Origin of the sequence: Candidatus Alcyoniella australis, assembly GCA_030765605.1 — a bacterium.
Taxonomy (GTDB): Bacteria; Lernaellota; Lernaellaia; order JAVCCG01; family Alcyoniellaceae; genus Alcyoniella; species Alcyoniella australis.
In genome coordinates this window covers 18859-42934 of record JAVCCG010000038.1, presented here as the reverse complement: position 1 = coordinate 42934, position 24076 = coordinate 18859, and the positions used below count along the sequence as shown (strand labels likewise).

Genomic DNA, 24076 nt, shown 5'->3' with positions numbered 1-24076 from the left:
GCAAGAACCCGGACGGAGAAGCATGGGCGCGATCGTTCGCAAAACAGCCAGCCGCAGCGGTTGGGTGCTGCTGATCGCCGCACTGATCGGCGTGGTGCGCGGCGTGCTCGAATCGTCCGCGGGCGCGTACCTCTCCCAGGGCATGCTGACCCTCGCCCTGCGCAGCGTGGCCGGGCACACCGCCCACGCCATGGCCTGGGGACTGCTGATCGGGCTGATCCTCGGACTGTTCAACCTGGCGAATTTTTCGTTGCTGCGCACGCGCGGCGGGCGCGTAACAGCGGCCGTGCTGTTCACGGCCTACTGGCTGTTTTTCGCGGTCATCGCTTTTCTGCACGCGGCCCTGGCCTACGAATCGCACATCCCGGCGGACTACCGCGAGCAAGTGACATTCGACGTGACGCTGAACACCCTGCTGCTGCCGATGCTCAGCGAGGCGGTCAACGGCTGGTCGTCGGCCTTTATCCGACCGCTGCTCGGACTGGCGCTGTTGGGCACGGCCATCGCTGTGGGATTGCCGTTGTTGATCGGTCTGCTGGTCCGCGCATTGCGGCGCAAACGGGCCGAGGCCGCGCCGCTGCAGGGCAAGAACGCACTGTGGCCGGGTCTGGTCGGCCTGGGCCTATGGGCCCTGACAGCCGCGCTGCCGGGTCTGCTCGGGCAAAAGCCGGAGCCCACGGCGTTTCCGGTGGTGCTGATCAGCATCGACACCCTGCGCGCCGACCACTTAGGCTGCTACGGCTACGAGCGCGCGTTCACACCGGTGCTCGACCGCCTGGCCGAGGAAGGGGTGCTCTTCGAGCAGGTCGCCAGCCTCTCGCCGTGGACCCTGGCCAGCCACGTGACCATGCTCAGCGCGCAAAACCCCCTGGCCCACGGCGTGACCTCGATCCGGCTGCGGATTCCCCAGCGCACGTTCCTGCTCCAGGAGCTGCTGAGCAACGCCGGCTATGCCACGGGCGCGGCCGTGAGCAACTTCCTGCTCTCGCCGGACTACGGCTTCGCCCAGGGATTTCAAAGCTACGTCTACCTGCCCGAGCAGCGCGGCGAATGGGCCGCTGCCGCGGCGCGCGAGTTCTTCGATCACAACGCGAAGCGACCGTTCTTCTTTTTCCTGCATACCTACGATCCGCACTATCCGTACGACGCGCCGCTGTTCTACAACGACCGCTTCTGGAAAAACCGGCCCGAGCCGCTGGGCTTCCCCGACTCGTTCCCCGAGTTCGCCCGCGAGAACCTCGAGCTAACCGCCGAACAGCTCGAGTACGTACTGGCGCGCTACGACGCGGAGGTCGCCTACTCCGACCACGTGGTGGGCCAGACGATCAGCGAGCTGCAACGGTTGGGGATCTACGATCAGGCGCTGATCGTGGTCACCTCGGACCACGGCGAGGAGTTCCTCGACCACGGATTCCTCGGCCACTCGGTCACGCTCTACGACGAGGTGTTGCACGTGCCGCTGATCGTCAAGCTGCCCCACGGCAGGCTGGCCGGGACCAGAATCGAGCAGCAGGTAAGGCTGAGCGATTTGCCGGCGTTCATCGCGGCCCAGGCCGGATTGCAGTTCCCCGATCCGCATGAGGGGCGAGATCTGAGCTATTTGCTCGGCGATGAGAACGCTGCGGAGCCCGGCCCCGCTCTGGCCTTTACCAACCTCTTCGGTCCGCCGCGTTTCTCACGGCGCGCCGCGGGCTGGAAATGGATCAGCCAGGCTGAATTTCACTACGGGCAATATGAACGCACGGCTGACGAACGGCTGTTCGATCTTGACCAGGATCCCCGTGAAGGCAACAACCTCGCCGGGGAGCTGCACGAGCAGGCGGCCCAAATGGCCCAAGCGGCGGCCAGAGAGATCGAGGCGCTGAAGTCGATCAGCGCGATTCACGGCGGTGCATCGCAACGGGACATCGACCCGGAGACGCTGCAGCGTCTCAGAAGCCTGGGCTATTTACAGTAGGACGCTCTCGACCATCGCGATCAGCCGTTCGGGCCTGATCGGCTTGGCCAACACCAGCGGCTGTTTACCGTCCTCCTCGGGTCCCTCATCGTTCGAGGGGCGGGCGCTGAGCATGATAATCGGGAGTTTGCTGTAGCGTTCGATCGACCGCAGGCTGCGGGCCAGCTCGCGGCCGGTGATCCCGGGCATCAGCGTATCGAGTACGCACAGGTCGAACTGCTCGACCTCGGCCAGTTCCAGGGCCCTCTCGCCGTTGGCTGCGGTTTGCACGGTATAACCTTGGCTGCGCAACAGGTCGGCCACGGCGATCAATACCATCTCGTCGTCGTCGACCAATAGGATTTTCTTTGTCATGGTCCACTGATTCTATCCGCGGCGGGCTCAGATTGCCACACAGGCGGGTTTCGGGGGTAAAGATCGAAAAATCGGTCTTTCCTCACCCCACTATAAATTCAATGCAAGTCGCGTGCCTACTACCTCGGTGTGCACGTATATGCTAACGTGGTGTCGATGAAACCGCTCGTCGTACTGGTCAATCCGCTGGTGGGTGATCCCTATGAGTTCACCCGCGACAAGCGCCCGCTCCCCCTGGGATTGCTCGGCGTGGCCGCCGCGATTCAGGGGCGTTGCGAATGCGTATTGGTCGACCAGCGGATGACGCCGGACTGGGAGCGCAAGCTCGGCGCGCTGCTTCAACGCGGGCCTTTGATGGTCGGAATGCACGTGATGGGCGGCTCGCAGATCAGGCCGGGAATTGCATTGAGCCGCTGGATCAAGCGCCGCTGCGACGCGCCGCTGGTCTGGGGCGGAGCTTTCGGCAGCTTCGCGCCGGAGATCGTGCTGGGCGAGCCGACGGTGGACATTGTGGCCCGCGGCGAGGGCGAGACCGTGGCCCCGGCGCTGGTCGCGGCCCTGGAAAACGGCTCGGACCTGCGCGATGTGCAGGGCATCGCTTATCGTAACAACGCCGACGTAGAGTTGACGTCGGAGCCGCCGTTGGTCGAGCTCGAGCTGCTGCCCGAGCTGCCCTACGAGATGCTCGATTTGCGCAATTACGACTGGTCTGCGGGCGTCAACGTGCGCGATGACCGGCTCAAGCTGCAGATCGAGACCAGCCGCGGCTGCCTGGGACGCTGCGTATTCTGCTACAACCCGTTCGTCAACCGTTCGTCGTGGCGCGCGCAGAGCGCCCAGCGCACCCTGGAACGCATCACCCATCTGGTCAAAGACCTGGGCGCGGGCCAGCTGGACCTGATCGACGACAGCTACTTCGAGGACCTCCAGCGCGTATCCGCAGTGGCGCAGGGAATGATCGAACGCGGCGCGGCAGTGCCGCACCTGATCAACGGCGGCAAGGTCGGCCCGCTGCTCCAAATGTCGGAGCAAGAGCTGGAACTGTTGGCGCGCGCCGGATGCGAGGTGATCCACATCGGCGCCGAATCGGGCTCGGATCGCGTGTTGCAGCTGATGGGCAAGGACAGCAGCGTGGAGCAGATCCGGCAGGTCAACCTCAAGCTGGGCACGGCGGGCATCGCGCCCTCGTTCTACTTCATGGCCGGCATGCCCGGCGAGAGCGACGCGGACCTCGACGCGAGCATGGCGCTGATGATCGAGCTGACCCGCGACAACCCGCTGACCAAGATCGTGGCCAGCTTCGTGTTCACACCCTACCCGCGGACTCCGGGCTACGACCTGGCGTTGCGCCACGGTCTGCGGCCGCCGTCCGATTTGCGCGCCTGGTCGCGCTTTGACAGCGTGCGCACCGAGCAGGGCTGGCTCAGCCCGCGCATGCGGCGCCGGGCCAAGCGGCTGTTCTTCTATGTGATCTGGATCGACCGCAAGGTCGAGGACCTGAGCCCCTCGCCCCTGGTGCGGCTGGTGGCCGGGCTGTTCAGGATTCCAGCGCGGCGACGGCTCGAACACGCCTGGCTGGGCCTACCGCTCGAGATGTGGATCGGCAAGCTCGGCCTGGGCTGCCAGCGAATGCTGGCCAGGCTGGGCCGCACGTTGCGGCGCAGGGTAACGCGGACCAGCGTGGGGCCCTGTGAAACGCAAAGCGTTACGCAACGCAGCGCGGTAAACATCGGCAGCAGCATGGCCGAAGATCGACGGGCCGCCCAATGAGCAAACGCACCCTCAACCTGCTGCTGGGCGTAGGTCTGTTGCTGATCATCGGCGGGGTGCTGATCGCCCTGCTGTGGCCCGAGAAACCCATTGAGCAGGCGATGGAGCAGGTGCTGGCGACCATGCCGGGAAACGCCTTTGGCAAAATCGACAACTTCAGCTACACCAAGTCCGACCGCGGACAAGTGCTGTGGCGAATCGACGCCGAGCGCGCAGAGTACTTCCAAGACGAGGACCGTGCGGTGCTCGACACCATGGTCGCGCTGTTCTACGACGATCAGGGGCGCGAGTTTACGCTCAGCGCCGCGCGCGGCGAGATGAACACCGCGACCCAGGACATCGACGTTTCGGGTGGGATTACAGCCTCGACCTCCGAGGGATTTCAGCTTATTACGACCTCGGCGCACTACGACCGCGAACAAGGAATCGTCTCTACGGACGATCCCGTGCTATTCTTTGGTGACGGCATTACGGTCCACGCCGTGGGCATGCAGGTCCGGATCGAGGATCAACAGGTAACGCTCAAACAGGCCGTGAGGGCCTTGGTCCTAGAGAGGAGCGAACAATCGGACGCACAGTCAATTCCCGCAGTGCCCTGGTAGCGCTTACCGTGCTGCTGGCGCTGGGCCTGTTGTGTCCGGTAGCGACGTGGGGCCAACAGCCCACGCCCACACCGCCGGAAACGCCCGAGGTGCCCCCGGAGCTGCCTCAGCCCACCGGCGTGGCCCAGACCGACGAACCGTACTTCGACTACCTGGACCCCCAGACGCCGATCAACATCGTCTCGGACAAGCTCGAGGCCGACAATAAAAGCCGGATCGTCAAATTCATCGGCAACGTGGTCGCGGTCAAAGGCGACGCGGTGATGCGCAGCGACATGCTGATCGTGCGCTACGCAGCCCAGGGGGGCGACCTGGAGAAAGTCGTGGCCGTAGGCCGGGTGGTGATGGTCCAGACCGACCGCCGAGTGCTGTGCGAGCAGGCGACCTACACCCAAGCCGACGGCAAACTGCTGCTCGAGGGCAATCCCCAGGTCTGGCAGGGAACCGACTTCATCAGGGGCCGCACGATCACCTTCTGGTCCGGCTCCGAACGGGTGCAGGTCCAGGGCAGCAGCACCGAACGGGTGACCACGGTAATCACGCCGGGCTCCAGCGGACCGCTGTTCAACGACGGCGCGGACCAGCCCTCGCAGCCCGGGGAAGCCCAGGGGGATCAACAGTGAGCCAGAGCCGACCCCGCCCGACCCTGGCAACCCACGACCTGGTTAAGGTCTTTAAGGAACGACGGGTTGTGGACGGCGTGAGCGTCGAGATCACCGCCGGAGAGGTAGTCGGGCTGCTGGGCCCCAATGGCGCGGGCAAGACCACCACGTTCTACATGATCGTCGGGCTCTATCGTCCGGACGACGGCTCGGTGACCCTGGGCGAGGCCGATATCACCAAGCTGCCGATGTACCGGCGGGCGCGGATGGGCATCAGCTACCTGCCCCAGGAGCCCAGCGTATTCCGCAAACTCACGGTGGAGGACAACATCCGTGGGATCCTCGAGACCCTACCGCTGAAAAAACCCCAGCGCGAACAGCGGCTGGACCAGCTGATGGACGACCTGGGAATCGGCCATTTACGGCGCAACAAGGCCTACAGCCTGTCCGGCGGCGAGCGGCGGCGGGTCGAGATCACTCGGGCCCTGGCCACAGACCCCGATTTTATCCTGCTCGACGAGCCGTTCGCGGGCATCGACCCCATTGCGGTGATCGATATCCAAAACATCGTCGGACAGCTAAAGAAGCGTGGAATAGGCGTTTTAATCACCGACCACAACGTGCGCGAGACCTTGAACATCTGCGAGCGCGCTTATATAATTCATCAAGGGAAGCTGTTGGAAAGCGGGAACCCGGAAAAGATAGCAAACAGCAAGCAAGCGCGGGAAATCTACCTGGGCGACCGCTTTTCGCTCTGATATGGATAAACTACCCTAATGGCCCTCGAGCTAAGACAAAGTCTCAAGTTATCTCAACAACTTATAATGACGCCGCAATTACAGCAGGCGATCAAGTTGTTGCAGCTCTCGCGGCTGGAGCTGGTCGAGCTGGTGCAGCAGGAGATCAACGAGAACCCGGTGCTCGAGACCCCGGAACCGGGCGAGGAACCGCCGGCAGAAACCAACCCCGAGCAGAGCGTCGAGCCGATGAGCGTCGAGCCGGCCGAGCTGCCCAATGTGCCGGAAAACATCGACTGGGCGACCTATCTGGAACGCACGTCGGTCAACAACTACCGCGGCGGATTCGAGGACGAGGAGCGCTCCGAGGTCGAGTCGGTACTCACCAGGCCCGAATCGCTGACCGACCACCTGCTGTGGCAAATCAAGATGAACCGCATCGATCACGAGCAGGAGCTGGCCTGCGGCCTGCTCGTGGGCTACATCGACGACGACGGCTACCTCAAGGCCGATCTGGCCGAGGTCGCGGCGGCCAACAACGTGGCCCTGGACCTGCTCGAAAGCGCCCTGGCCCGGATCCACAACATGGACCCCATCGGCGTGGGCGCGCGCGACCTGCGCGAATGCCTGCTGATCCAGCTCCAGGCCTCGGGCCAAGGCGACTCATTGGCCGCCAAGCTGGTCGACCGACACCTGCCGGACCTGGAAAAACGCAATTACAAGGCGATAACCCAGGCATTGAAGGTCAATAACGATCAGATCGCCGGAGCGCTCAAGCAGATCTCGATGCTCGAACCCAAGCCCGGCCGGCCGTTCGGCAGTTCCAACACCCAGTACATCACTCCGGACATCTACGTCTACAAGATCAGCGGCGAGTTCGTGATCGTGCTCAACGACGACGGTCTGCCCAAGCTGCGGGTCTCGAACTACTACCGGCAAATTCTCTCCGACCGCGCCAGCGCCTCGCCCAAGGAGCGCGAGTACATCCAGGACAAGCTGCGCTCGGCGATGTGGCTGATCCGCAGCATCCACCAGCGGCAACGCACGATCTACAAGGTCACCCAGAGCATCGTCAAGTTCCAGCACGAGTTCTTCGAGCGCGGCGTGGCGCACCTCAGGCCGTTGATCCTGCGCGACGTGGCCGAGGACATCTCAATGCACGAGTCGACGATCAGCCGCGTAACCACCAACAAATACGTGCACACGCCCCAGGGGATCTACGAGCTGAAATACTTCTTCAACTCCGGAATTTCGTCGGGCAACGGTGAGGCAGTGGCCTCGGAGAGCGTGAAGAACAGAATCAAGCAGATCGTCAGCTCCGAACGGCAAAAAAAGCCGTTTTCGGACCAGGAGATAGTACGAATCCTTAAGTCGGAGGATATCATTATAGCGCGGCGCACGGTGACCAAATATAGAGAGGTGCTCGGCATTCTCTCGTCGACCAAGCGTCGTAAAATCCTTTAATACTCCCTTTTTCCAGGAGGACTCTAGATGAGGATTTCCGTAACTTTCCGTCATACCGAGCCCACAGATGCACTCAAGGAGTACGCCGAGACCAAGTTCGGCAAGGCCAAGAAATACCTTGAGGAGCCGCTGCAGGCCGAAGTAGTGCTCACGGTCGAAAAATTTCGGCACATCGCCGAGATCAACCTCCGGGCAGATGGAACAGTGTTCAACGGGACCGAATCCAGTGACAACATGTATTCATCCATTGACCTGGTAGCGGACAAGCTCGAGCGCCAGATCAAGAAACACAAGACCAAGGGCAAGAGCAAGGCTGTCCATGCGCGGAACGCCGCGCAACAGTCCCTTGGGAAAGAATAGCGGAAGACCTAGAAACAGAGATGAAAATCGCTGAAATTCTTGCGGCCGAGTCGGTCTGCGCCGACTTGAACGCCCGGGGCAAAGTAGAGGTGCTCAAAGAGCTGATCCAGCTGGTGGCCCAAGCCCATCGGTCGATCAACCGCGAGGAGTACCTGACGATCTTGATGGAACGCGAACGGCTGGGCAGCACCGGCGTGGGGGACGGCGTCGCCATCCCCCACGGCAAGGTGCGCGGCGGCAATCAGGTGATCGCTGCGTTCGGCCGCTCGAAAACAGGCGTGGACTTCGACGCCATCGACGACAAGAAATCGCACCTGTTCCTGTTGCTGATGGCGCCGGACAACTCGGCCGGATTGCATCTCAAGGCGCTGGCCAAGGTCAGCCGGATGCTCAAGCGGGCCGAAACCAGGCAGGCGTTGATGGAAACGGCGGACGCGGACGAGATCTATCGCATCCTGACTTCGGAGGACTAATTCGACAATGGTCGAGACCCTTGTCCAGCGCGGCAGCGGGATGACCGTCGAGCAGATCATGAGCCAGCGGGATTTCCCGCTGAAAATGCGTCTGCTGGCCGGTCGCAGCGGACTGTCCAACGAGATCCGCGTTCGCTACGTGCAGAAACCGGGGCTGGCGCTGGCCGGGTACACCGACTACCTGATTCCCCACCGCATCCAAGTCTTCGGCAAGACCGAGATCAGCTATTTGCGCAGCCTGGACCTCGAGCAACAGCGCGAGAGCATGCGCCGTTTCTTTGACGCGGCGGACATCGCCTGCTGCATCGTCGCCCGCGGCATGGAAGTCCCGCCGATGATGGTCGAGGCCTGCGAGAACGCCGGCGTGCCGCTGCTGCTCACAGAGCTGCTGACGCCGGACGCGATTGCGATTCTCACCCGGGTGCTCACCGCGCATTTCGCCACGCGCGACTCGCTGCACGGCGTGCTGCTCGACGTCTTCGGCGTGGGAATCCTACTGATGGGCGATTCGGGGGTCGGCAAATCCGAATGCGGACTAGACCTGATCCTCAAGGGGCACCGGCTGGTGGCCGACGATCTGGTCGAGGTCTCGCTGCTCCCGCCGGCGAGCATCTACGGGCAGAGCCCGGAGATCACACGCTACCACATGGAGGTGCGCGGCCTGGGCGTGCTCAACATCAAGGAGCTGTTCGGCGTCTCGGCGGTGCGCGACCGCAAGAAAATCCAGCTGGTGATCACCTTCGTCGAGTGGGACGAGAGCGTGGAGTACGACCGCATCGGCCTGGAGCAGGACCAGATCCGCATCATGGAGACCGAGCTGCCGCACATCGTGCTGCCGGTGCGTCCCGGCCGCAACCTCACGGCGATCGTCGAGGTCGCGGCCCGCGACTTTCTGCTCAAGCTCGAGGGCTATCACGCGGCCCGCGAGTTCCAGAGTCGATTGCTGGACCAGATCGCAGATCCGCACAACAACGCCCCTCTCGACGAGGAACCGGAGTGACCGACCTCAGCCTGGCGATAGTCACCGGGCTCTCGGGCTCGGGCAAGACCGTGGCGATCCACGCTCTGGAGGACGCCGGCCTGTACTGCGTGGACAACATCCCGGTGCGGATGCTCAGCACGCTGTGCGAGTGGGCCGCGGGCGGGCACGAGATCAACCGCGTGGGCCTGGTGCTGGACACGCGCGACCCGGACGTACCGCTGATGCTGCCCGAGGTGCTGCAAGGGCTCAAGCAAGGCGGCGTCGCGGTCAAAGTGCTGTTCCTGGACTGCGAGGACGAGGTTCTTATTCGACGCTTCTCCGAGACCCGCCGCATGCATCCGATGTCCAAGGGCGGCGACGTGGCCGAGGGAATTTTGCGCGAGCGCGAAGCGTTGGCCAACCTGCCCGAGCTGGCCGATGTGCAGCTGGACACCAGCGGGATGTCCGTGACCGAGCTGCGCGAGGCCGTGGGGCAGGCTTTCGCCTCGGTGGGCTACGAACGGCGGCTGCACGTCAAGGTGATGAGCTTCGGCTACAAACTGGGCCTGCCCTCCGAGGCCGACCTGGTGTTCGACGTGCGCTTCATCCCCAATCCGTTTTACGTGCATGCCTTGCGACCGCTGACCGGCAAGGACGAGGCGGTCAGCCGCTGGGTGCTCGAGGCCGGACCCACCGTCGAGTTCATCGAGCGCGTCGAACAACTGATGCTGTTTCTGCTGCCGCACTACCTGTATGAGGGCAAGAGCTACCTCACGCTGGCCATCGGCTGCACCGGCGGACAACACCGCTCGGTGGCGTTGACCGAAGAGATCGCCCGCCGTCTGAAGTCCGCGGGCCACGAGATCAGAATCAAACACCGAGACCTGCAGCGCTAGATTCTCGGGAGAAAGGAACCAAATGGTCGGGGTGATCGTGATCGCGCACGGTGGGCTCGCCGAGACGTTGATCAACACCGCACGCATGATATTGGGCCAGATCGATTCGCCGCCGGTGTCACTCGACGTGGACGGCACCGATCCGGCAGACGTAATCGGGCCGCGCCTGGAGGAGACCCTACGCCGGGCCGCGTCGCCCAAGGGTGTGCTGATCATGACCGACATGTTCGGCGGCACCCCGGCCAACGTGGCGCTGAGCTACCTGGATCCGGGCAAGGTCGAGGTGGTGACCGGAATCAACCTACCGATGCTGCTCAAGGTGATCGAGGAACGCGGCCAGTATCCGCTGGGCGAGCTGGCCTCGCGAGTACAGCACGCCGGCCGCGAGAACATCATGCTCGCCAGCGCGCTGCTCAATCCTTAGCATGGAGCGCCGCACGACTTTATTGGTTCGCAACAAGCTGGGCCTGCACCTGCGCGCCAGCAGCAAGATCGTCAACATGGCCAACCGGTTCGAGTCGCAGATCCACATGCAGCGCGACGGTCGCAAGGTCAACGCCAAGAGCATCATGAGCATCGCCACCCTCGCCGCGCCCAAGGGCTCCCAGGTCGAGCTGACGGCGCTGGGCCCCGACGCGGCCACGGCCGTCGATCAAATCAGCAAGCTGTTCGCCGACAAGTTCGGAGAGGAATGATGACCTCGGCCCCAGGACAGGTCGTGTTGCGCGGGATCAAAGGCTCGCCGGGCATCGTCGTAGGCCACGTGAGGCTGGTCGACCGCAGCCAGCCGCAGATCCCGCGGCGGATGATCGAGCCCTCCACCGCCTCGCGCGAGGTCGAACGGCTGCGCGAGGCCGTGCTGCAGGGCAAGTCCCAGCTGACCGAAGTCAAAGAGCGGATGGACACCATCGAGGGCTCGGAGCACATCTACATCATCGAATCGCACATGGCGATCCTGGCCGACAAAGTGGTGATCTCCGACATCGTCGACACGATCCGCACCGAACGGATCAACGCCGAGTGGGCCGTGGATAAGGTCTTCGGTCGGCTGCGCCGGATCTTCGACACCATCGAGGACGAGTATCTGCGCGAGCGCAAGAGCGACCTGGACCACGTCCAACGTCGGGTGATCAGCAACCTGATGGGCGTCAAGCGCGAGCGACTCGACGAGATCCACGAGGAGGTCGTGGTCGTGGCTCACGACCTGAGCCCGGCCGACATGGCGCACATCGACCGTAGCAAGATCAAGGGGATTGCCCTGGACATCGGCGGCCAGGCGAGCCACACCACGATCCTCGCCCGCGCGCTGGAGATCCCGCTGGTGGTCGGCCTGGAGAAGATCAGCCAGGAGGCGAACCAGGGCGGCGAGATCATCCTCGACGGCCTGGCCGGGCTGGCGATCCTCAACCCCGAGCTCTCGACCGTCGAGAGTTACGTCAACCGCAAGCGCGCCTACCAGCTCGAGGAGGAGCAGCTGCTGGCGATCGTTGATCGGCCGAACCAGACCCGCGACGGCCGACCGCTGAGGCTCTCGGCCAACATCGAGTTCCCGGACGAAATCCCGGCGATGCACCGTCACGGCGCGCGCTCGGTGGGGCTGTTCCGCTCGGAGTACCTGCTGATGCTGCACCGCGACCTGCCCGACGAGCAGGCGCACTACGAGTTCTACTCCGAGGTGCTCAAGCGCACGGCGCCCGACCCGGTGACGATCCGCACCCTGGACGTGGGCACGGATAAATTGCTGACCAACATCGCCCATCCACGCGAGGCCAACCCGGCGATGGGACTGCGCGCGATCCGCTTCTGCCTCAGCCGACAAGATATCTTCCGCGTCCAGCTTCGCGCTCTCTTGCGCGCCTCGGTCCACGGCGAGCTGCGAATCATGTTCCCAATGATCAGCGGCGTCGACGAACTACGATCGGCCAAGGCGCTGCTCAAGCAGGTACAGCAGGAGCTGGACGACGAGGGCGTGGAATACCGCAAACAGGTCCCGCTGGGCGCGATGATCGAGGTCCCGTCGGCGGCGATCATGTCCGACGTGCTGGCCCGCGAGGTCGACTTCTTCAGCGTGGGCACCAACGACCTGATCCAGTACTCGCTGGCCGTGGACCGCGTCAACGAACACGTCAACTATCTGTTCGATCCGCTGCATCCGGCGATCATCCGCACCCTGCACCTGTTAGTGCGCTCGGCCCACAACGCCGGGATCGAAATCGCGATCTGCGGCGAGATGGCCGGCGAGCCGATCTACCTGCCGCTGCTGCTGGGCCTGGAGATGGACGAGCTGTCGATGAACTCCTCCAGCTTCCTACGGGTCAAGAGCATCCTGCTGGGCACCGACTACGCAGCGTCCCAGCAGATGGCCCAAAGCGCCCTGCAGTGCCACACGGCCGCCGAGGTGCGCGCGCTGGTGCACGGGCACCTGCGCGAACATCACCCGGACCTGTACAAGGAAAAGCAGCTCTAGCCCGATACGGGCTTGATCAGACCAACTTGCGGCTGACTTTGAGTCGTTCGATGTAGTCGTAGAAATAGCGCTCGGAATCGCCGTGGAACTTGATGAACTGCAAGCCCATGCCGGACTTGACCCCGCGCTGCCGGGCCTCCTCGCGATAGACCGTGCGCACCACGCGGCACTCGACGGTGACCACTTCCATGATGTCCAGCACGTACATCTTGAGCACGATCGTGGAGTCTTTATCCAGCGGCTCGTCGCTGACCACGAATAGGCCGCCCTTGCTGATGTTGTGCGCGTACTGCTCGATCAGCGGGGCCGGAGTGTCGAACATCACCTTGAGCACCTTGTCGATGCGCGGCTCTTCGCGATGCTCGCCGATCTCTTGGATCAGCGAGTGCAGCAGGGCGTTGTAGCGCTCGTTTTTCTCGAGAAACATCACGCCCATCTCGCCCTGGGCCATGCTGGTGGCCATCGAACCGCTACGCCAGCGCACTACACCGTGGATCTCGATCTTCTCGTCGTCGTTTTCGATCTGCACCACCACGCGCACGTTGGGATTGAAGACCTTGCGGCCGGTGATCGCCACGCCCGAGCGCGAGAGGTTTTTGACGAAGCCCAGGTGTTGTGGTTTGTCCAGCCCGTAGAATACCTTGAGCCTGCGCGAAACACGCTCCTGGCTACGCTTGCTTCGGTCGTTCACCATCCCCCCGCCTCAAGCTGCTTTGACAAACCGTAACCGATTGCCGGTCCCAAGCACAAGCAAAGGTTTTTACGCGAGGATCGCAAGGCGCAGCAGTAGGGGATTGATGAATAATCATCGCAAGAATTGTTTGCCCGATCTAACCCGGGCTGGACATTGCTGCTATACTCTGGCGGTTTTCGCTTCCGGAGCGCATTGATGACCGAGGCTGGCGACCAGCGCACATTCCGCAGCATTGCTGCCGTTTTCATCATGATGGGCCTGTGTAAGGTCTTTGGCCTGCTGCGCGACGTGCTGATCGCCAAATACTTCGGCGCCTCGGCCAACACCGACGCCTACATGGCCGCGCACCTGGTCCCGGTGCAGCTCGCCAGCGCCCTGGGAACGGCCCTGGCGCTGTCGCTGATCCCGGTCTACCTCTCGCTGCCCAAGGACGATCGACGCTCGTTGGTCGATTCGCTGTTCAACCGAACGGCGCTGGTGCTGCTGTTGCTCTCGACTCTGGGCGTGCTGTTCCCCGGCGCTGCGATCAAGGTGCTTGCGCCGGGTTTCGACGCCGCGACCTCGCAGATTGCAGGCCGCTTTTTCCGCCTGATAGCAATGGTTTTCGCCTTTATCTCGCTATCGGGGATGCTCGGCGGCGTAATGAACGCGCGGCGGCGCTTTGCTCTCCCCGCGGCCGGACCGGGAATCCTCAACCTCTCGATCATCGCCGCGGTGTTGCTGCTCTCGCGCAAGATGGGCATCAACAGCGTGGCCCTGGGAATCTTAATCGGCGGGCTGGCCCAACTGGCGATCTACGGACTCTACCTACGCTTGATCGGCCACCGTCACGACTTCAGGGTACTGCGCCCTCACCCGGCCTCGCGCCAGGTGTTCAAGCTCTTCGGACCGATCTTCGTCGGCCTGGCCCTGGGGCAACTGAGCCTGCTGGTCAACAACGCCCTGGCCTCGACCCTCGACGAGGGAAGCATCACGGTCATGGGCTACGCCTTTAAGATGCTGACCCTGGTGATCGGGCTGTTCCTGCCGATCTCGACGGTGCTCTTCCCCGAGCTCTCGCGCTCCGTGGCAGCCCAGGACGATGCCGCCACCCAGCGCCACGTCAACCGCGGACTGCGGCTGATCGTGTTCCTGGCACTGCCCTCGACCGTAGCGCTGATCGTGCTGGGCCAGCCGATCGTCAACGTGCTGTTCCGCCACGGCGAGTTCGACGCGGACGCGGCGCGGGCAACTGCCTGGGCGCTGTACGCCTTCGCTCCGGGGCTGATCGGCATCGTAGCCAGCGAATTCCTGGCACGGGCGTTCTACTCGCTCAAGGACGCCCGCACGCCGATGTTGATCAGCGCCTCGACCCTGGCGCTGAACATCGTGCTCAACCTGATCCTGATCAAGGTGCTGCCCGCGCCCTACCGCTACCTGGGTCTGGCCGCCGGCACCTCGGCCTCGATCCTGGTCAACGTCAGTGTAATGATGCTGGTGCTGCGGGCCCGGATCAGCGGGCTGAGCTTCAGGCCGTTCATCTTGGGAGCGGCCGTGACCCTGGTGTTGGCGCTGACCATGGGCGCTTGCTGCTGGGCCACGTTCCGGCTGGTCGGATCACGCACCTACGAGGTCGTGGCCCTTGGCGCGTCGATTGTCGTGGGAATCGGAAGCTACGCCGCGTTGACATTGGGCACCCGGCGCACCGAGGCGCTGAAGATCCTGGCCCAGCTGCGGCTGCTGGCTCAACGCAGGCGCTGACGGGCTGGACCACGGTCCGGGCTTGTGTTATCAGGGATCAAAATTGCGGGGCTGAAAATGATCGATATCTCGGTAGTCATTCCGTTTTATAACGAATCCGACAGCCTGCCCGAGCTGATCGACAGGCTGCTGGCCGTGCTCGACGCTCTGGACCGTAAGTTCGAGATCCTGCTGATCGACGACGGCTCGAGCGACAACGGATTCCAGATCGTGCGCCAACGCCGCGAGCTGCGACCCGAGGTCCGCGGAATCCGGCTGCGCAGCAATTTCGGCAAGGCCGCGGCCCTGGCCGCGGGGTTTTCCGAAAGCACGGGAGCGATCGTGATCACCATGGACGCCGACCTGCAGGACGATCCCAAAGAGATCCCGCGCTTTCTCGACGAGCTGGACAAGGACTTCGACCTGGTCTCGGGCTGGAAGCAGGTGCGCCACGATCCACTCGAGAAACGGCTGCCCAGCAAGCTGTTCAACGCGATGACCTGCAAACTCACCGGCGTTAAGCTCCACGACTTCAACTGCGGGTTCAAGGCCTACCGCCGCGAGGTGCTCACCGAGATCTCGCTTTACGGCGATCTGCACCGCTTCATCCCGGCGCTGGCAGCGGGCCGCGGCTTCCGCGTGGGCGAGATCGCGGTGGAACATCACGCGCGGCAGCACGGCAAAAGCAAATATGGGATCGAGCGCTACACACGTGGATTCCTCGATCTGCTGACCGTGCTGACCCTGACCCGTTTTTCGCGCCGTCCGGCGCACCTTTTCGGCGGCGGCGGCGTGCTGCTCTCCGCAGCCGGACTGCTGATCAACTTCTACATGACAGTGCTGTGGGTCGTCGGCGAGCGTCCGATCGGCAACCGACCGTTGTTCTTCCTGGGAATCCTGCTGTTGATCGTGGGGGTTCAGTTCATCTCCCTGGGATTGCTGGCCGAGATCATCACCCGCAGTCTGGCCCGCGATGAACACCCGTACTCGATAGCCGAGCGGATCGAATAACGCGCGGATTGGACGAATGCTCTCCAAAACCGTGAAGCGCCTTGAGGACCCTCGAACGGCGCGGATCGCGGCGCTGCTGATCATCGCGCTGTCGATCCTACCGCGGCTGATCAACCTCGACGCCCCGATCTGGGACGCCCATTCCTGGAACCAGTGCAGCGCGGCCACAGTGGCGCGCAACCTGTGGATCTCGGACTTGGACTGGCTGCATCCCGAGTGGGACGTGCTCAACGCTGGCTCGGCCCGACCGCACGTCGAGGCCGAGGAAGCGCCGATCTACCATTTGCTGTTGGCCGCGGGCTATGGCCTGCTCGGGCGCGAGAGCCTGGGCTGGGCGCGACTGGTGACGATCCTGCTTTCGCTGCCCGGCGCGCTGTGGCTTTTCGCCCTGATGCGGCGCGAGCTGGGAGCGCGCGCCGCGGTCTTCGGCCTGCTGTTCTACTGCTTCTCGCCGCTGATCCTGTTTTTCAACCGCGCCGTGGCCTCGGACGGTGCGATGGTCGCCTTTGGCATCGGCGCGGTCTACTACTTCAGACGTTACTCCGAAGACGGCGGGGCCGCATGCTGGCTGGCGTCGCTGTGCTGCCTGGTGCTCAGCGGCCTGTTCAAACCATTCGGCCTGCTGGTGGGCGTGCCGATCATGGCGATCAGCCTCGGCCGCTGGGGCGCTCGCGCGGCTTTGCGGCCCACGCTGTGGCTCTACGCCCTGGTGGGATTGGCAATTCCGCTGAGCTGGATCGGCTACGCGGCGAGCATCGGCTCCCTGGGGCGCGGCGGCCCGGAAAAGGGGCTGTTCAGCAACACGCGCCTGTGGGGCGAACCCGGGCTGCTGCTCAGCCCACGCTTTTGGAACATCGTCCAATCCTGGATCTTCGACCGCGGGCTGACTCCACCGGCCACGGTGCTCGCACTGTTCGCGCTGTTGCAAAAAAATCTGCGGCCACGATTGCGGCTGTTCCTGTGGTGGGCCCTGGGCTGCCTGCTCTACGTGATGATCGTGCGCAACGGCAACCAGGAGCACGTCTACTACTCAATGCCCTGGCTGCCGCCGCTGAGCGCCCTGGCCGGAGCCGGAATGGCTGCGCTGCTGGACTGGCGGCCGCAATCCACGCTTTGGCAACGCCCGGCCCGCCACAGAATGCTGCTCGCCGGATTGCTGTTGCTGGCGTTCGCGGGTTGGAGCGCGTCGTACACTTACAACTTCTTCCGGGCCGACCGCTCCAGCGTGATCGCCGGACATGCCGCGGACCGATACCTGCCGCCCGGCGCGCTGATCGTGGCCTGGGACCCGGGCTCCACGCGCAAGACCCAGCTGATCTATCACGCGCAACGCCGCGGCTGGCACGTGGGTTCGCTCTCGCCCGAGCGCATCAAGACCTTCCAGCAGCTCGGCGCTCAGGCGGTTGTGGTCTGCCTCAGCGACGAGCAGGCAACGCAGCCCAAGCGCGCGCAGGCCCTGGAATACCTTGAGCGCAACTACGAGCTGCTGTGGAGCAAACGCGGCGAGCTGGGCAAACGCGGGGAACCGCATTTTCTGGCGATCTACGCCCTGCCCCAACAGCCGTCGTCCGAGCTGCCGCTGCATCGCTTTGCCCGCGAACTCCAGCCGCGCAACGTCAGCGGTCCGTGGACCAACCTGCTGCCGTTTCCCGACGTTGAAAGGTCCGCAGAGCTTCTTGATGGCGAACAGTTGCGCTTTGCCCTGGCCAAACAGGTGGCTCGCGGTCGATTGATCCACTTCCTGGAATCGCGCGAAAGCCTGTTGATCGCGCCGGGCGTGGAGTACTCGTTTCCATTGACCGTGCCCGAACAGGCCCGGCTAACCTTTTCGGCCACGGCTCGGCCCGAGCTGCTCGACGCGTTTAAGGGTCGGCTGACGATTGAGGTCTGGCTCGAACAGCCCCAGGGCGGGCGCGAGGCGTTGGGTAAGCTCGAGTTACGACGGCGCCCGCTGCTCGAACAAACCTGGAAACTGCGCGAGAGCTGGCAGCTGGCGTATCAGCACATCAACTTCTGGCGCGACGCAGATCTCGATCTAAGCCCATGGGCCGGACGTTCGGGCAAATTGGTATTTACTTGTAGCGCGGCCGGGATCGGCGAGCCAGGCGATCTTCAGAGGCAGCGCGAACGCACGGGCACGGACGCGCCGTTCGCCGCGGCACTGTCCGAACCCACGCTGTGGGTCCATCAAACGCTGGACCGCAGACCGCCGGACCTGCTGGTGATCCTGATCGACGGCATCCGGCCCGACGCCCTGAGCTGCTACGGCTACGGCCGCCAGACCACGCCGCAGATCGACGCCCTGGCGCAACGCGGCGCGCTGTTCCAGCGGGCCTACGCCCCGTCGAACTACACCCGCGGCAGCACCAGCGCGCTGTTCACCGGGTTCCATCCGGGCCTGCACGGCGTACCTTTGGGCCGCTGGTCGCTCAGCCCGCTGGAGAAATTCGCCTTTCGCCGCGTGGCCCGACGCGGCCTGACCCAACGGTTGCGCGACGCGGGCTACAGCGCGATCCAGGTCGGGGCCAATCCGTTTTTACAAGAGCCGGTCAAGTTCGGCGCGGACGCGGGATTCGACCGGGTCTACTCGTTCAACCTGCGCCGCAACGACACCGCCGCGATCACCAAGATCGGCCGCCGCATGCTGCGCCAAAACCGCGACCGGCCGCTGCTGCTCTATCTGCATTACAACAACGGCCACGGTCCCTACCAGGCGCCGCACCGGTTTCAGGGCCGATTCGACGCTGCCATTGATAACGATCCGCGCACCTGGCCCGCGGGCTACGACGAGGAGCTGGCCTACGCCGACCAGGCGGTCGGTCGGATCCTGGCCGAGCTTGAGCGGCTGGGTCTGAGCGAGCAGACCCTGATCGTGATCACGGCCGACCACGGACGCGGTTGGGACCAGGGGCATCCCCAGGGCCACGGCCAGAGCCTGTACAGCGGCGAGGTGCGGGTGCCGCTGGTGATCAGCGGGCCGGGGGTCGAGCCCGGCGTGCGCTACGGATCGATGGTCAGCCTGCTGGACCTGGCGCCGACCATCGCGGAGTTGGCCCACGTTCCGGCTGACCCGGACTGGCCGGGCGTCAGCCTCGCGCCCGCGCTACGCGGAGACGGCGTGCCGCTGCACCAGCGAATCTACTTCGAGTGCGGCACGGCCGTGGGGCTCAAGACACAGCGCCACAGCGTGATCTCCAAAGCAATGCCCAGCGGCAGTCCGTTCAAGGGAAAGCCGGCGGACGATGGGCTGTTCCTCGAACTCTACGACGATCTGTCGGACCCGCAACAGCTCGACAACCTGGCGAACGACGGCTCGCGCATCACCGGCGAGCTGGCGGGCGAGCTGTTCGCGCACAAGCGGAAGCTGGACAACCAACGCTGGGCCCTGGCCCGCACACTGCTCGATCTCGATCCGCGGGTTATCGGCGACCGATCGGTCAGCGACGGAATCTACGCCGAAAGCTTCGAGGGCAGCTACAGACTACTGCTGCTGCCGGACCAGGATAATCAGGCGACGCACGTGGTCAGCGGCTCGTTGCGCTGCAACCCCGAGGGTCTGGGCTGGATCGACATGGCGTTCCCCGATCCGTTCGGGGCCTCGATCTCGATCAGCGAGGATCGCAAGCGCCTCGATTTCATTGTTGAGCTTGGAGCGGAGCAGCGCACGCTGTCCTGGCGCACGTTTCCCGAGGTCACGCCCATCGAACTCGAACTGCTGCTCGACGGCGAGCCGTTGGACGCAAACCGGCTGAACCTCGGGCCGTGGCAAATCCCGTTCAAATCGCTGCCCGCCAAGCTGGGCACACAGCGCGACTACAGCTGGCTACTCAGCTCCCGTTCGCCGGATATCGCGGGGCTTGACGGGCCGCGGGCCCTGCTGTGGATGGTTGAGCACGATCCGGCCAAGGCCACCGGCGCGCTGGGGCAAGAGGTCGAGGGCGCGCTGCGGCAGTGGGGTTACGTCAAATGAGCCGTGGGCCGCGCCCCGAGCTTACTGCCCGTGCCACAGCGTTACGTGGTGCAGCGGCGGGCGCACTGGTCTACCTGACGTTTTTCGTCTTTTGCCTAGCGCTGTCCGCCGGTTTCGCGGTGATGGGCGTGACCAGCGAGCGCGTCAGCGACCTGGTGCGCGAGCACTACAGCGGCTTGATCGTGGTCCAGGAATTTAAAATTCTTGCGGCCTACAGCTGCATCGGCCTGTTGATCGGTGCCTGGGGCGCGCTCAGCGGACGCGCCCTGGCCCGCACCCGGGGGCGCACCGCGATCCGTCGCGCCTGGCCCTGGGCCGTGGGCCTAGCTCTGGCGACCGAGGCGTTGATGTTGTCCCGTGCGCTGACCGACACCCCGGCGACCTACGCCCCGTGGTTCTACGATCAGGGCGGCGGCCTGCGTGCGCTGCAACTGCTGTTCACCGAGCATGCGCACCCGGCGATTTTCAGCGCAACGCTGGCCGGTCTGTACGCCGCGGGCCCGCTGCTGTGGGCCGCACAGATCGTGCGTAGCGGCCGAACCCGCGAGACGCTCGGGCGACTGCGCGCGCTGACGCGGCCCTGGGCGCTGGTGCTGCTCTCGATCGTGGTCGGAGCGTTGATTTACCGTCATTGCGACCTGGCCCCGCGCGAGCGTCCGGACCAGCCCGACGTGCTGATCCTGGCCGCAGACTCGCTACGGCCCGACCATTTGGGATTGGAGTACGCGCGGCAGACCTCGCCCAACATCGACCGGCTGGTTGCCGAGCAGGCGGCGTTCTTCATCCAGGCCTACTCCCCCCTGGCGCGCACCTTTCCGGCTTGGGCGAGCATCCTCAGCGGCCAAGCGCCCAAGGATCACGGCATCCGCGGAATGTTCCCGCGCCACGACCAGACGCGGCTGGAGCACAGTCTGGCGCGTGTGCTCTCCGAGTCCGGCTGGCACAGCGTGGTGCTCGCGGATTATGCGGGCGACATCTTCCCGCGCTTTGACGCCGGGTTCGACCTGACCCGCGCACCGAGCTTCAATATGCGCGAGCTGGTCCGGCAACACGTGCTCGAGGGACACCGCCTACTGCTGCCCTATTTGCAGGGACGCACCGGGCGCGTGCTGTTCCCGGAGATCGGCGAGTTCCCGCAGATGTCCGACCCGCGGCTGCTGGGCCGCGCGGTAATCGATCAACTCGAGCGCAACCGCGATCGGCCGTTGTTCCTGGCCGCGTTCTTCTCGGTGACGCACTTCCCCTATGCCTCGCCGCATCCCTGGTACAAGGCGTTCGGAGATCCGGACTATCGCGGCCCGGCACGCTTTCACAAGCCCGTGGCTCCCGGTGAGCAGATCAGCGACCCGCGCGAGGTCCAGCGCATCACCGATTTGTTCGACAGCTCGATCCTGGCCTTTGACCATCAATTGGGATTGATCATCGATTACTTGAAAAAAGAGGGACGCTGGAACAACACGCTGCTGATCATCACCGCGGACCACGGCGAGAACCTATTCGAGCACGGTGAGGATTTCGGCCACGGCGACCACTTCCGCGGGATGCACAGCCTGCGCGTACCCCTGATCGTCAAGCTGCCCGGCGGCAATACCGTGGGCTCGATCAAGGGGCTGAGCAGCCTGCTGGACATCGCGCCGACAGTGGCCCGGGCCTGCGGCCTGGAGCTTGGCTGGCCCACCGAGGGAATCAGCCTGCTGCCCGCACTGCGCTCCGGCGCAGCGTTGCCCGAACGCGCGCTGTATTTTGAAAGCGGGATCTGGTTCACCGACGTCTCTCCCGAATACTTCCAAGAGCGGCGCATCCCCTACCCGGACATCAGCCGCATCGGCCGCATCGACTTTAAACACGGCCACCTGGTGACCATCGACCGCGGCTATGAGGCGCTTATCAACCTGGCCAAGCACCGCATGCGCTTCGACGGCCGCTACAAGCTGATCTACATCCCCACCCGCGAGGGCGTACGCTGGGAGCTCTACGACGTGCTCGCCGACCCTGCGGAGCTGCGCGACTTGGCCCCCGCGTCCTTGCAGCCGCTGAATATGCTGCAACACGACCTGCTGCGCTGGATCGGCTCGGAACCGGGGATCGAGCTCTCCAACAGCTTCGCCCTGCCTGCGTCTTGACAGCGACCGGGGGCATAATCTATCGTCAACCAGTAGATTTTTCGGGGAAAATAGCTGTTGTGAGACGTATCGGTCCAGCATTGCTCGCGCTGATCGCGCTGCTGTTTATCTGCAGCGGCATGACCTGCCATCGTTCGGTCCTGCCCGAGTCGGAGTTGGTGCTCGAGGTGACGCTGAACCAGGCCGGTCAGGTGGTCGACCAGGCGAAGGCGGCTGGCGCGCTGCAGATCGACTCCTACAATTACCGCTGCGCTGAACTTTATCTGATGATGGCCCAGGAACAGGTGGATAAGCGCCAACGCGACCGGGCACTGGACTTGGCCCGGCTGTCGATCAAACACGGCGAGCGGGCGTTGCGCAACGCCTCGGCCTTCCACCCCTCGGAACAATGAGCCGCGGCCGCTCGCTCTGCGCGATATCCTTGCTGGCCGGGCTGGCCGTGCTGCTGTGCTCTTGCGGCGGCAGCCGCTACGTGGACCAGCTTGATGCGCTGAAAATCCGGCTGGATTACGCCTCCAGTCAAAACGGCCGCTGGTGCGGTCCCAGCGACTTTGCCAGCGCCGAGACGCACCTGCGCTACGTTGAGATCACCTTGACCAACCGCGACTTCGTCACGGCCGAGGACCATTTAAACAAGGCCCGCGACGCCCTGGACCGACTCGAGCCCGAGCTGGGATGCGACTCGGACATTGACGGCGACGGCACAAGCGACAGCGCCGACGGCGCGCCGTTCGAGGCCGAGGACATCGACGGCTTTCTCGACGACGACGGCGTGCCCGACCCGGACAACGACGGCGACGGCATCCCCGACGAGATCGACGGCGACCCCAACCGCGCCGAGGACTACGACGGCTACCAGGATACCGACGGCGTGCCCGACCTGGACAACGACGGCGACGGCGTGCCCGACAAGCTCGACCTGGCGCCGATGCTGCCTGAAGATCTGGACGGTTTTCAGGACACCGACGGCGTGCCTGACCCGGACAACGACGGCGACGGCTTCCTCGACAGCGAGGACTACTGCCCCAACGAGCCGGAGATCTACAACGGCTACCTCGACGACGACGGCTGCCCGGACGTGATCCCCACGATCAGCAAGATCATCGTCGTGGGCAAGGTCGGGTTCACCGGCCACAACGATCGGCTGACGCGCAGCTCCAAGCGCAACCTCGATCAGTTCGCCCAAGTACTGGCGGACAACCCGGAGATCCGCGTGCGCATCGAGGGGCATACTGCCGACCGCGGCGACGCTGCGCGCAACCGCGAGTTCTCGCAACTTCAGGCCGACGCCGTGCGGCGCTACTTGATCGAGCAGGGGGTGACGCCCGAACGGCTGATCGCCATCGGTTTCGGCGGGACCAAGCCGATCGCCTCCAATTCGTCATCCAGCGGCAGGTCGCGCAACCGACGCATCGAATTCATCTTCATGCAGTAGCCGATGGGCAGCATTCTTAAAGCTAATCGGCTGGCGCGCATCCTCGAGCGCCGACGCGCGCAGGGGCAATGCGTCGTATTCACCAACGGCTGCTTCGACCTGATGCACCTGGGGCATGCGCGCTACCTGACCCAGGCCCGCGCACAGGGCGACCTGCTGGTGGTGGGTATCAACACCGACGCCAGCGTGGCGCGTCTCAAGGGCCCGGACCGGCCGTTGATCCCGCAGGAGCGCCGTGCAGAGCTGCTTTCCGGGCTTGAGCATGTGGACTACGTCACATTCTTCGACGAGCCCGACCCGCTGCAAATTATCGAGCTGCTGCAACCCGACGTGCTGGTCAAGGGCGCGGACTGGCCGCCAGATAAAATCATCGGACGCCAGGCCGTCGAAGCCCGCGGCGGACGCGTATTCATTGCAGAACTAACGCAAGGCTATAGCTCGACAAACATGCTCAAGCGCATACAGAGGCTTGAAAAATAGA

At 64.2% G+C, this 24076-nt stretch carries 22 protein-coding genes; 20 read left to right on the top strand and 2 right to left on the bottom strand.

The features are described 5' to 3' along the window. Window positions 1–22: 22 nt before the first annotated feature. Window positions 23–1957, top strand: coding sequence for a sulfatase (locus P9M14_04560; GenBank protein ID MDP8254998.1), 1935 nt, complete (start codon window positions 23–25; stop codon window positions 1955–1957). Here the strand turns inward: P9M14_04560 and P9M14_04555 are convergent. Further along, entirely contained in the window at window positions 1949–2311 is a 363-nt protein-coding gene (locus tag P9M14_04555; GenBank protein MDP8254997.1) for a response regulator, read from the bottom strand. The genes P9M14_04560 and P9M14_04555 overlap by 9 nt on opposite strands. A 156-nt stretch (window positions 2312–2467) precedes the next feature. Between P9M14_04555 and P9M14_04550 the strand changes: the two genes are divergently transcribed. The 12 genes from P9M14_04550 to ptsP are packed head-to-tail and all read left to right on the top strand — an operon-like array spanning window position 2468 to window position 12643. After that, the gene (locus P9M14_04550) at window positions 2468–4081 is read left to right on the top strand and encodes a radical SAM protein (protein ID MDP8254996.1); all 1614 of its coding nucleotides are present in this window, start codon (window positions 2468–2470) and stop codon (window positions 4079–4081) included. Then, window positions 4078–4683, top strand: coding sequence for an LPS export ABC transporter periplasmic protein LptC (lptC, locus tag P9M14_04545; protein ID MDP8254995.1), 606 nt, complete (start codon window positions 4078–4080; stop codon window positions 4681–4683). The genes P9M14_04550 and lptC overlap by 4 nt, the downstream gene beginning before the upstream one ends. 8 nt (window positions 4684–4691) lie before the next feature. Next, window positions 4692–5306: a lipopolysaccharide transport periplasmic protein LptA gene (lptA, locus tag P9M14_04540; GenBank protein ID MDP8254994.1), complete on the top strand. Its 615-nt coding sequence runs from the start codon at window positions 4692–4694 to the stop codon at window positions 5304–5306. A gap of 23 nt (window positions 5307–5329) precedes the next feature. Next, the gene (gene lptB, locus P9M14_04535) at window positions 5330–6043 is read left to right on the top strand and encodes an LPS export ABC transporter ATP-binding protein (GenBank protein MDP8254993.1); all 714 of its coding nucleotides are present in this window, start codon (window positions 5330–5332) and stop codon (window positions 6041–6043) included. Window positions 6044–6061: 18 nt separating this feature from the next. Beyond that, entirely contained in the window at window positions 6062–7486 is a 1425-nt protein-coding gene (gene rpoN / locus P9M14_04530) for an RNA polymerase factor sigma-54 (protein ID MDP8254992.1), read from the top strand. A gap of 27 nt (window positions 7487–7513) precedes the next feature. Further along, window positions 7514–7846, top strand: a complete 333-nt coding sequence (gene raiA / locus P9M14_04525) for a ribosome-associated translation inhibitor RaiA (GenBank protein ID MDP8254991.1) — start codon at window positions 7514–7516, stop codon at window positions 7844–7846. 20 nt (window positions 7847–7866) lie between these two features. Further along, entirely contained in the window at window positions 7867–8319 is a 453-nt protein-coding gene (locus P9M14_04520) for a PTS sugar transporter subunit IIA (protein MDP8254990.1), read from the top strand. Between the two features lie 7 nt (window positions 8320–8326). After that, entirely contained in the window at window positions 8327–9319 is a 993-nt protein-coding gene (gene hprK / locus P9M14_04515; GenBank protein ID MDP8254989.1) for an HPr(Ser) kinase/phosphatase, read from the top strand. After that, a complete protein-coding gene (gene rapZ / locus P9M14_04510) occupies window positions 9316–10176 on the top strand; it encodes an RNase adapter RapZ (GenBank protein ID MDP8254988.1) in 861 nt (286 codons plus the stop codon). Before hprK ends, rapZ begins: the two co-directional genes overlap by 4 nt. A gap of 22 nt (window positions 10177–10198) precedes the next feature. After that, window positions 10199–10600, top strand: a complete 402-nt coding sequence (locus tag P9M14_04505; protein MDP8254987.1) for a hypothetical protein — start codon at window positions 10199–10201, stop codon at window positions 10598–10600. A gap of 22 nt (window positions 10601–10622) precedes the next feature. Then, window positions 10623–10871, top strand: coding sequence for an HPr family phosphocarrier protein (locus tag P9M14_04500; GenBank protein ID MDP8254986.1), 249 nt, complete (start codon window positions 10623–10625; stop codon window positions 10869–10871). Further along, entirely contained in the window at window positions 10871–12643 is a 1773-nt protein-coding gene (gene ptsP / locus P9M14_04495; protein ID MDP8254985.1) for a phosphoenolpyruvate--protein phosphotransferase, read from the top strand. The genes P9M14_04500 and ptsP overlap by 1 nt, the downstream gene beginning before the upstream one ends. Before the next feature lie 16 nt (window positions 12644–12659). Here ptsP and P9M14_04490 read toward each other — a convergent pair whose 3' ends face one another. Beyond that, on the bottom strand, window positions 12660–13334 hold the full coding sequence (locus tag P9M14_04490; protein MDP8254984.1) for a PilZ domain-containing protein: 675 nt from the start codon (window positions 13332–13334) through the stop codon (window positions 12660–12662). Between the two features lie 198 nt (window positions 13335–13532). On the opposite strand from P9M14_04490, the gene murJ reads away from it, so the two are divergent. The 7 genes from murJ to rfaE2 are packed head-to-tail and all read left to right on the top strand — an operon-like array spanning window position 13533 to window position 24075. Then, window positions 13533–15077, top strand: a complete 1545-nt coding sequence (gene murJ / locus P9M14_04485; GenBank protein MDP8254983.1) for a murein biosynthesis integral membrane protein MurJ — start codon at window positions 13533–13535, stop codon at window positions 15075–15077. Window positions 15078–15134: 57 nt separating this feature from the next. After that, window positions 15135–16067 carry a glycosyltransferase family 2 protein gene (locus P9M14_04480; GenBank protein MDP8254982.1) on the top strand — a complete coding sequence of 311 codons (933 nt, stop codon included), beginning with the start codon at window positions 15135–15137 and terminating at the stop codon, window positions 16065–16067. 16 nt (window positions 16068–16083) lie between these two features. After that, window positions 16084–20037 carry a sulfatase-like hydrolase/transferase gene (locus tag P9M14_04475; protein ID MDP8254981.1) on the top strand — a complete coding sequence of 1318 codons (3954 nt, stop codon included), beginning with the start codon at window positions 16084–16086 and terminating at the stop codon, window positions 20035–20037. Beyond that, complete coding sequence (locus tag P9M14_04470; GenBank protein ID MDP8254980.1) at window positions 20034–22160, top strand: sulfatase-like hydrolase/transferase; 2127 nt, start codon at window positions 20034–20036, stop codon at window positions 22158–22160. Before P9M14_04475 ends, P9M14_04470 begins: the two co-directional genes overlap by 4 nt. Window positions 22161–22219: 59 nt before the next feature. Next, on the top strand, window positions 22220–22552 hold the full coding sequence (locus P9M14_04465; protein MDP8254979.1) for a hypothetical protein: 333 nt from the start codon (window positions 22220–22222) through the stop codon (window positions 22550–22552). Beyond that, window positions 22549–23595 carry an OmpA family protein gene (locus tag P9M14_04460; GenBank protein ID MDP8254978.1) on the top strand — a complete coding sequence of 349 codons (1047 nt, stop codon included), beginning with the start codon at window positions 22549–22551 and terminating at the stop codon, window positions 23593–23595. The genes P9M14_04465 and P9M14_04460 overlap by 4 nt, the downstream gene beginning before the upstream one ends. A gap of 3 nt (window positions 23596–23598) precedes the next feature. Continuing rightward, entirely contained in the window at window positions 23599–24075 is a 477-nt protein-coding gene (rfaE2, locus tag P9M14_04455) for a D-glycero-beta-D-manno-heptose 1-phosphate adenylyltransferase (protein MDP8254977.1), read from the top strand. Window position 24076 lies beyond the last annotated feature (1 nt).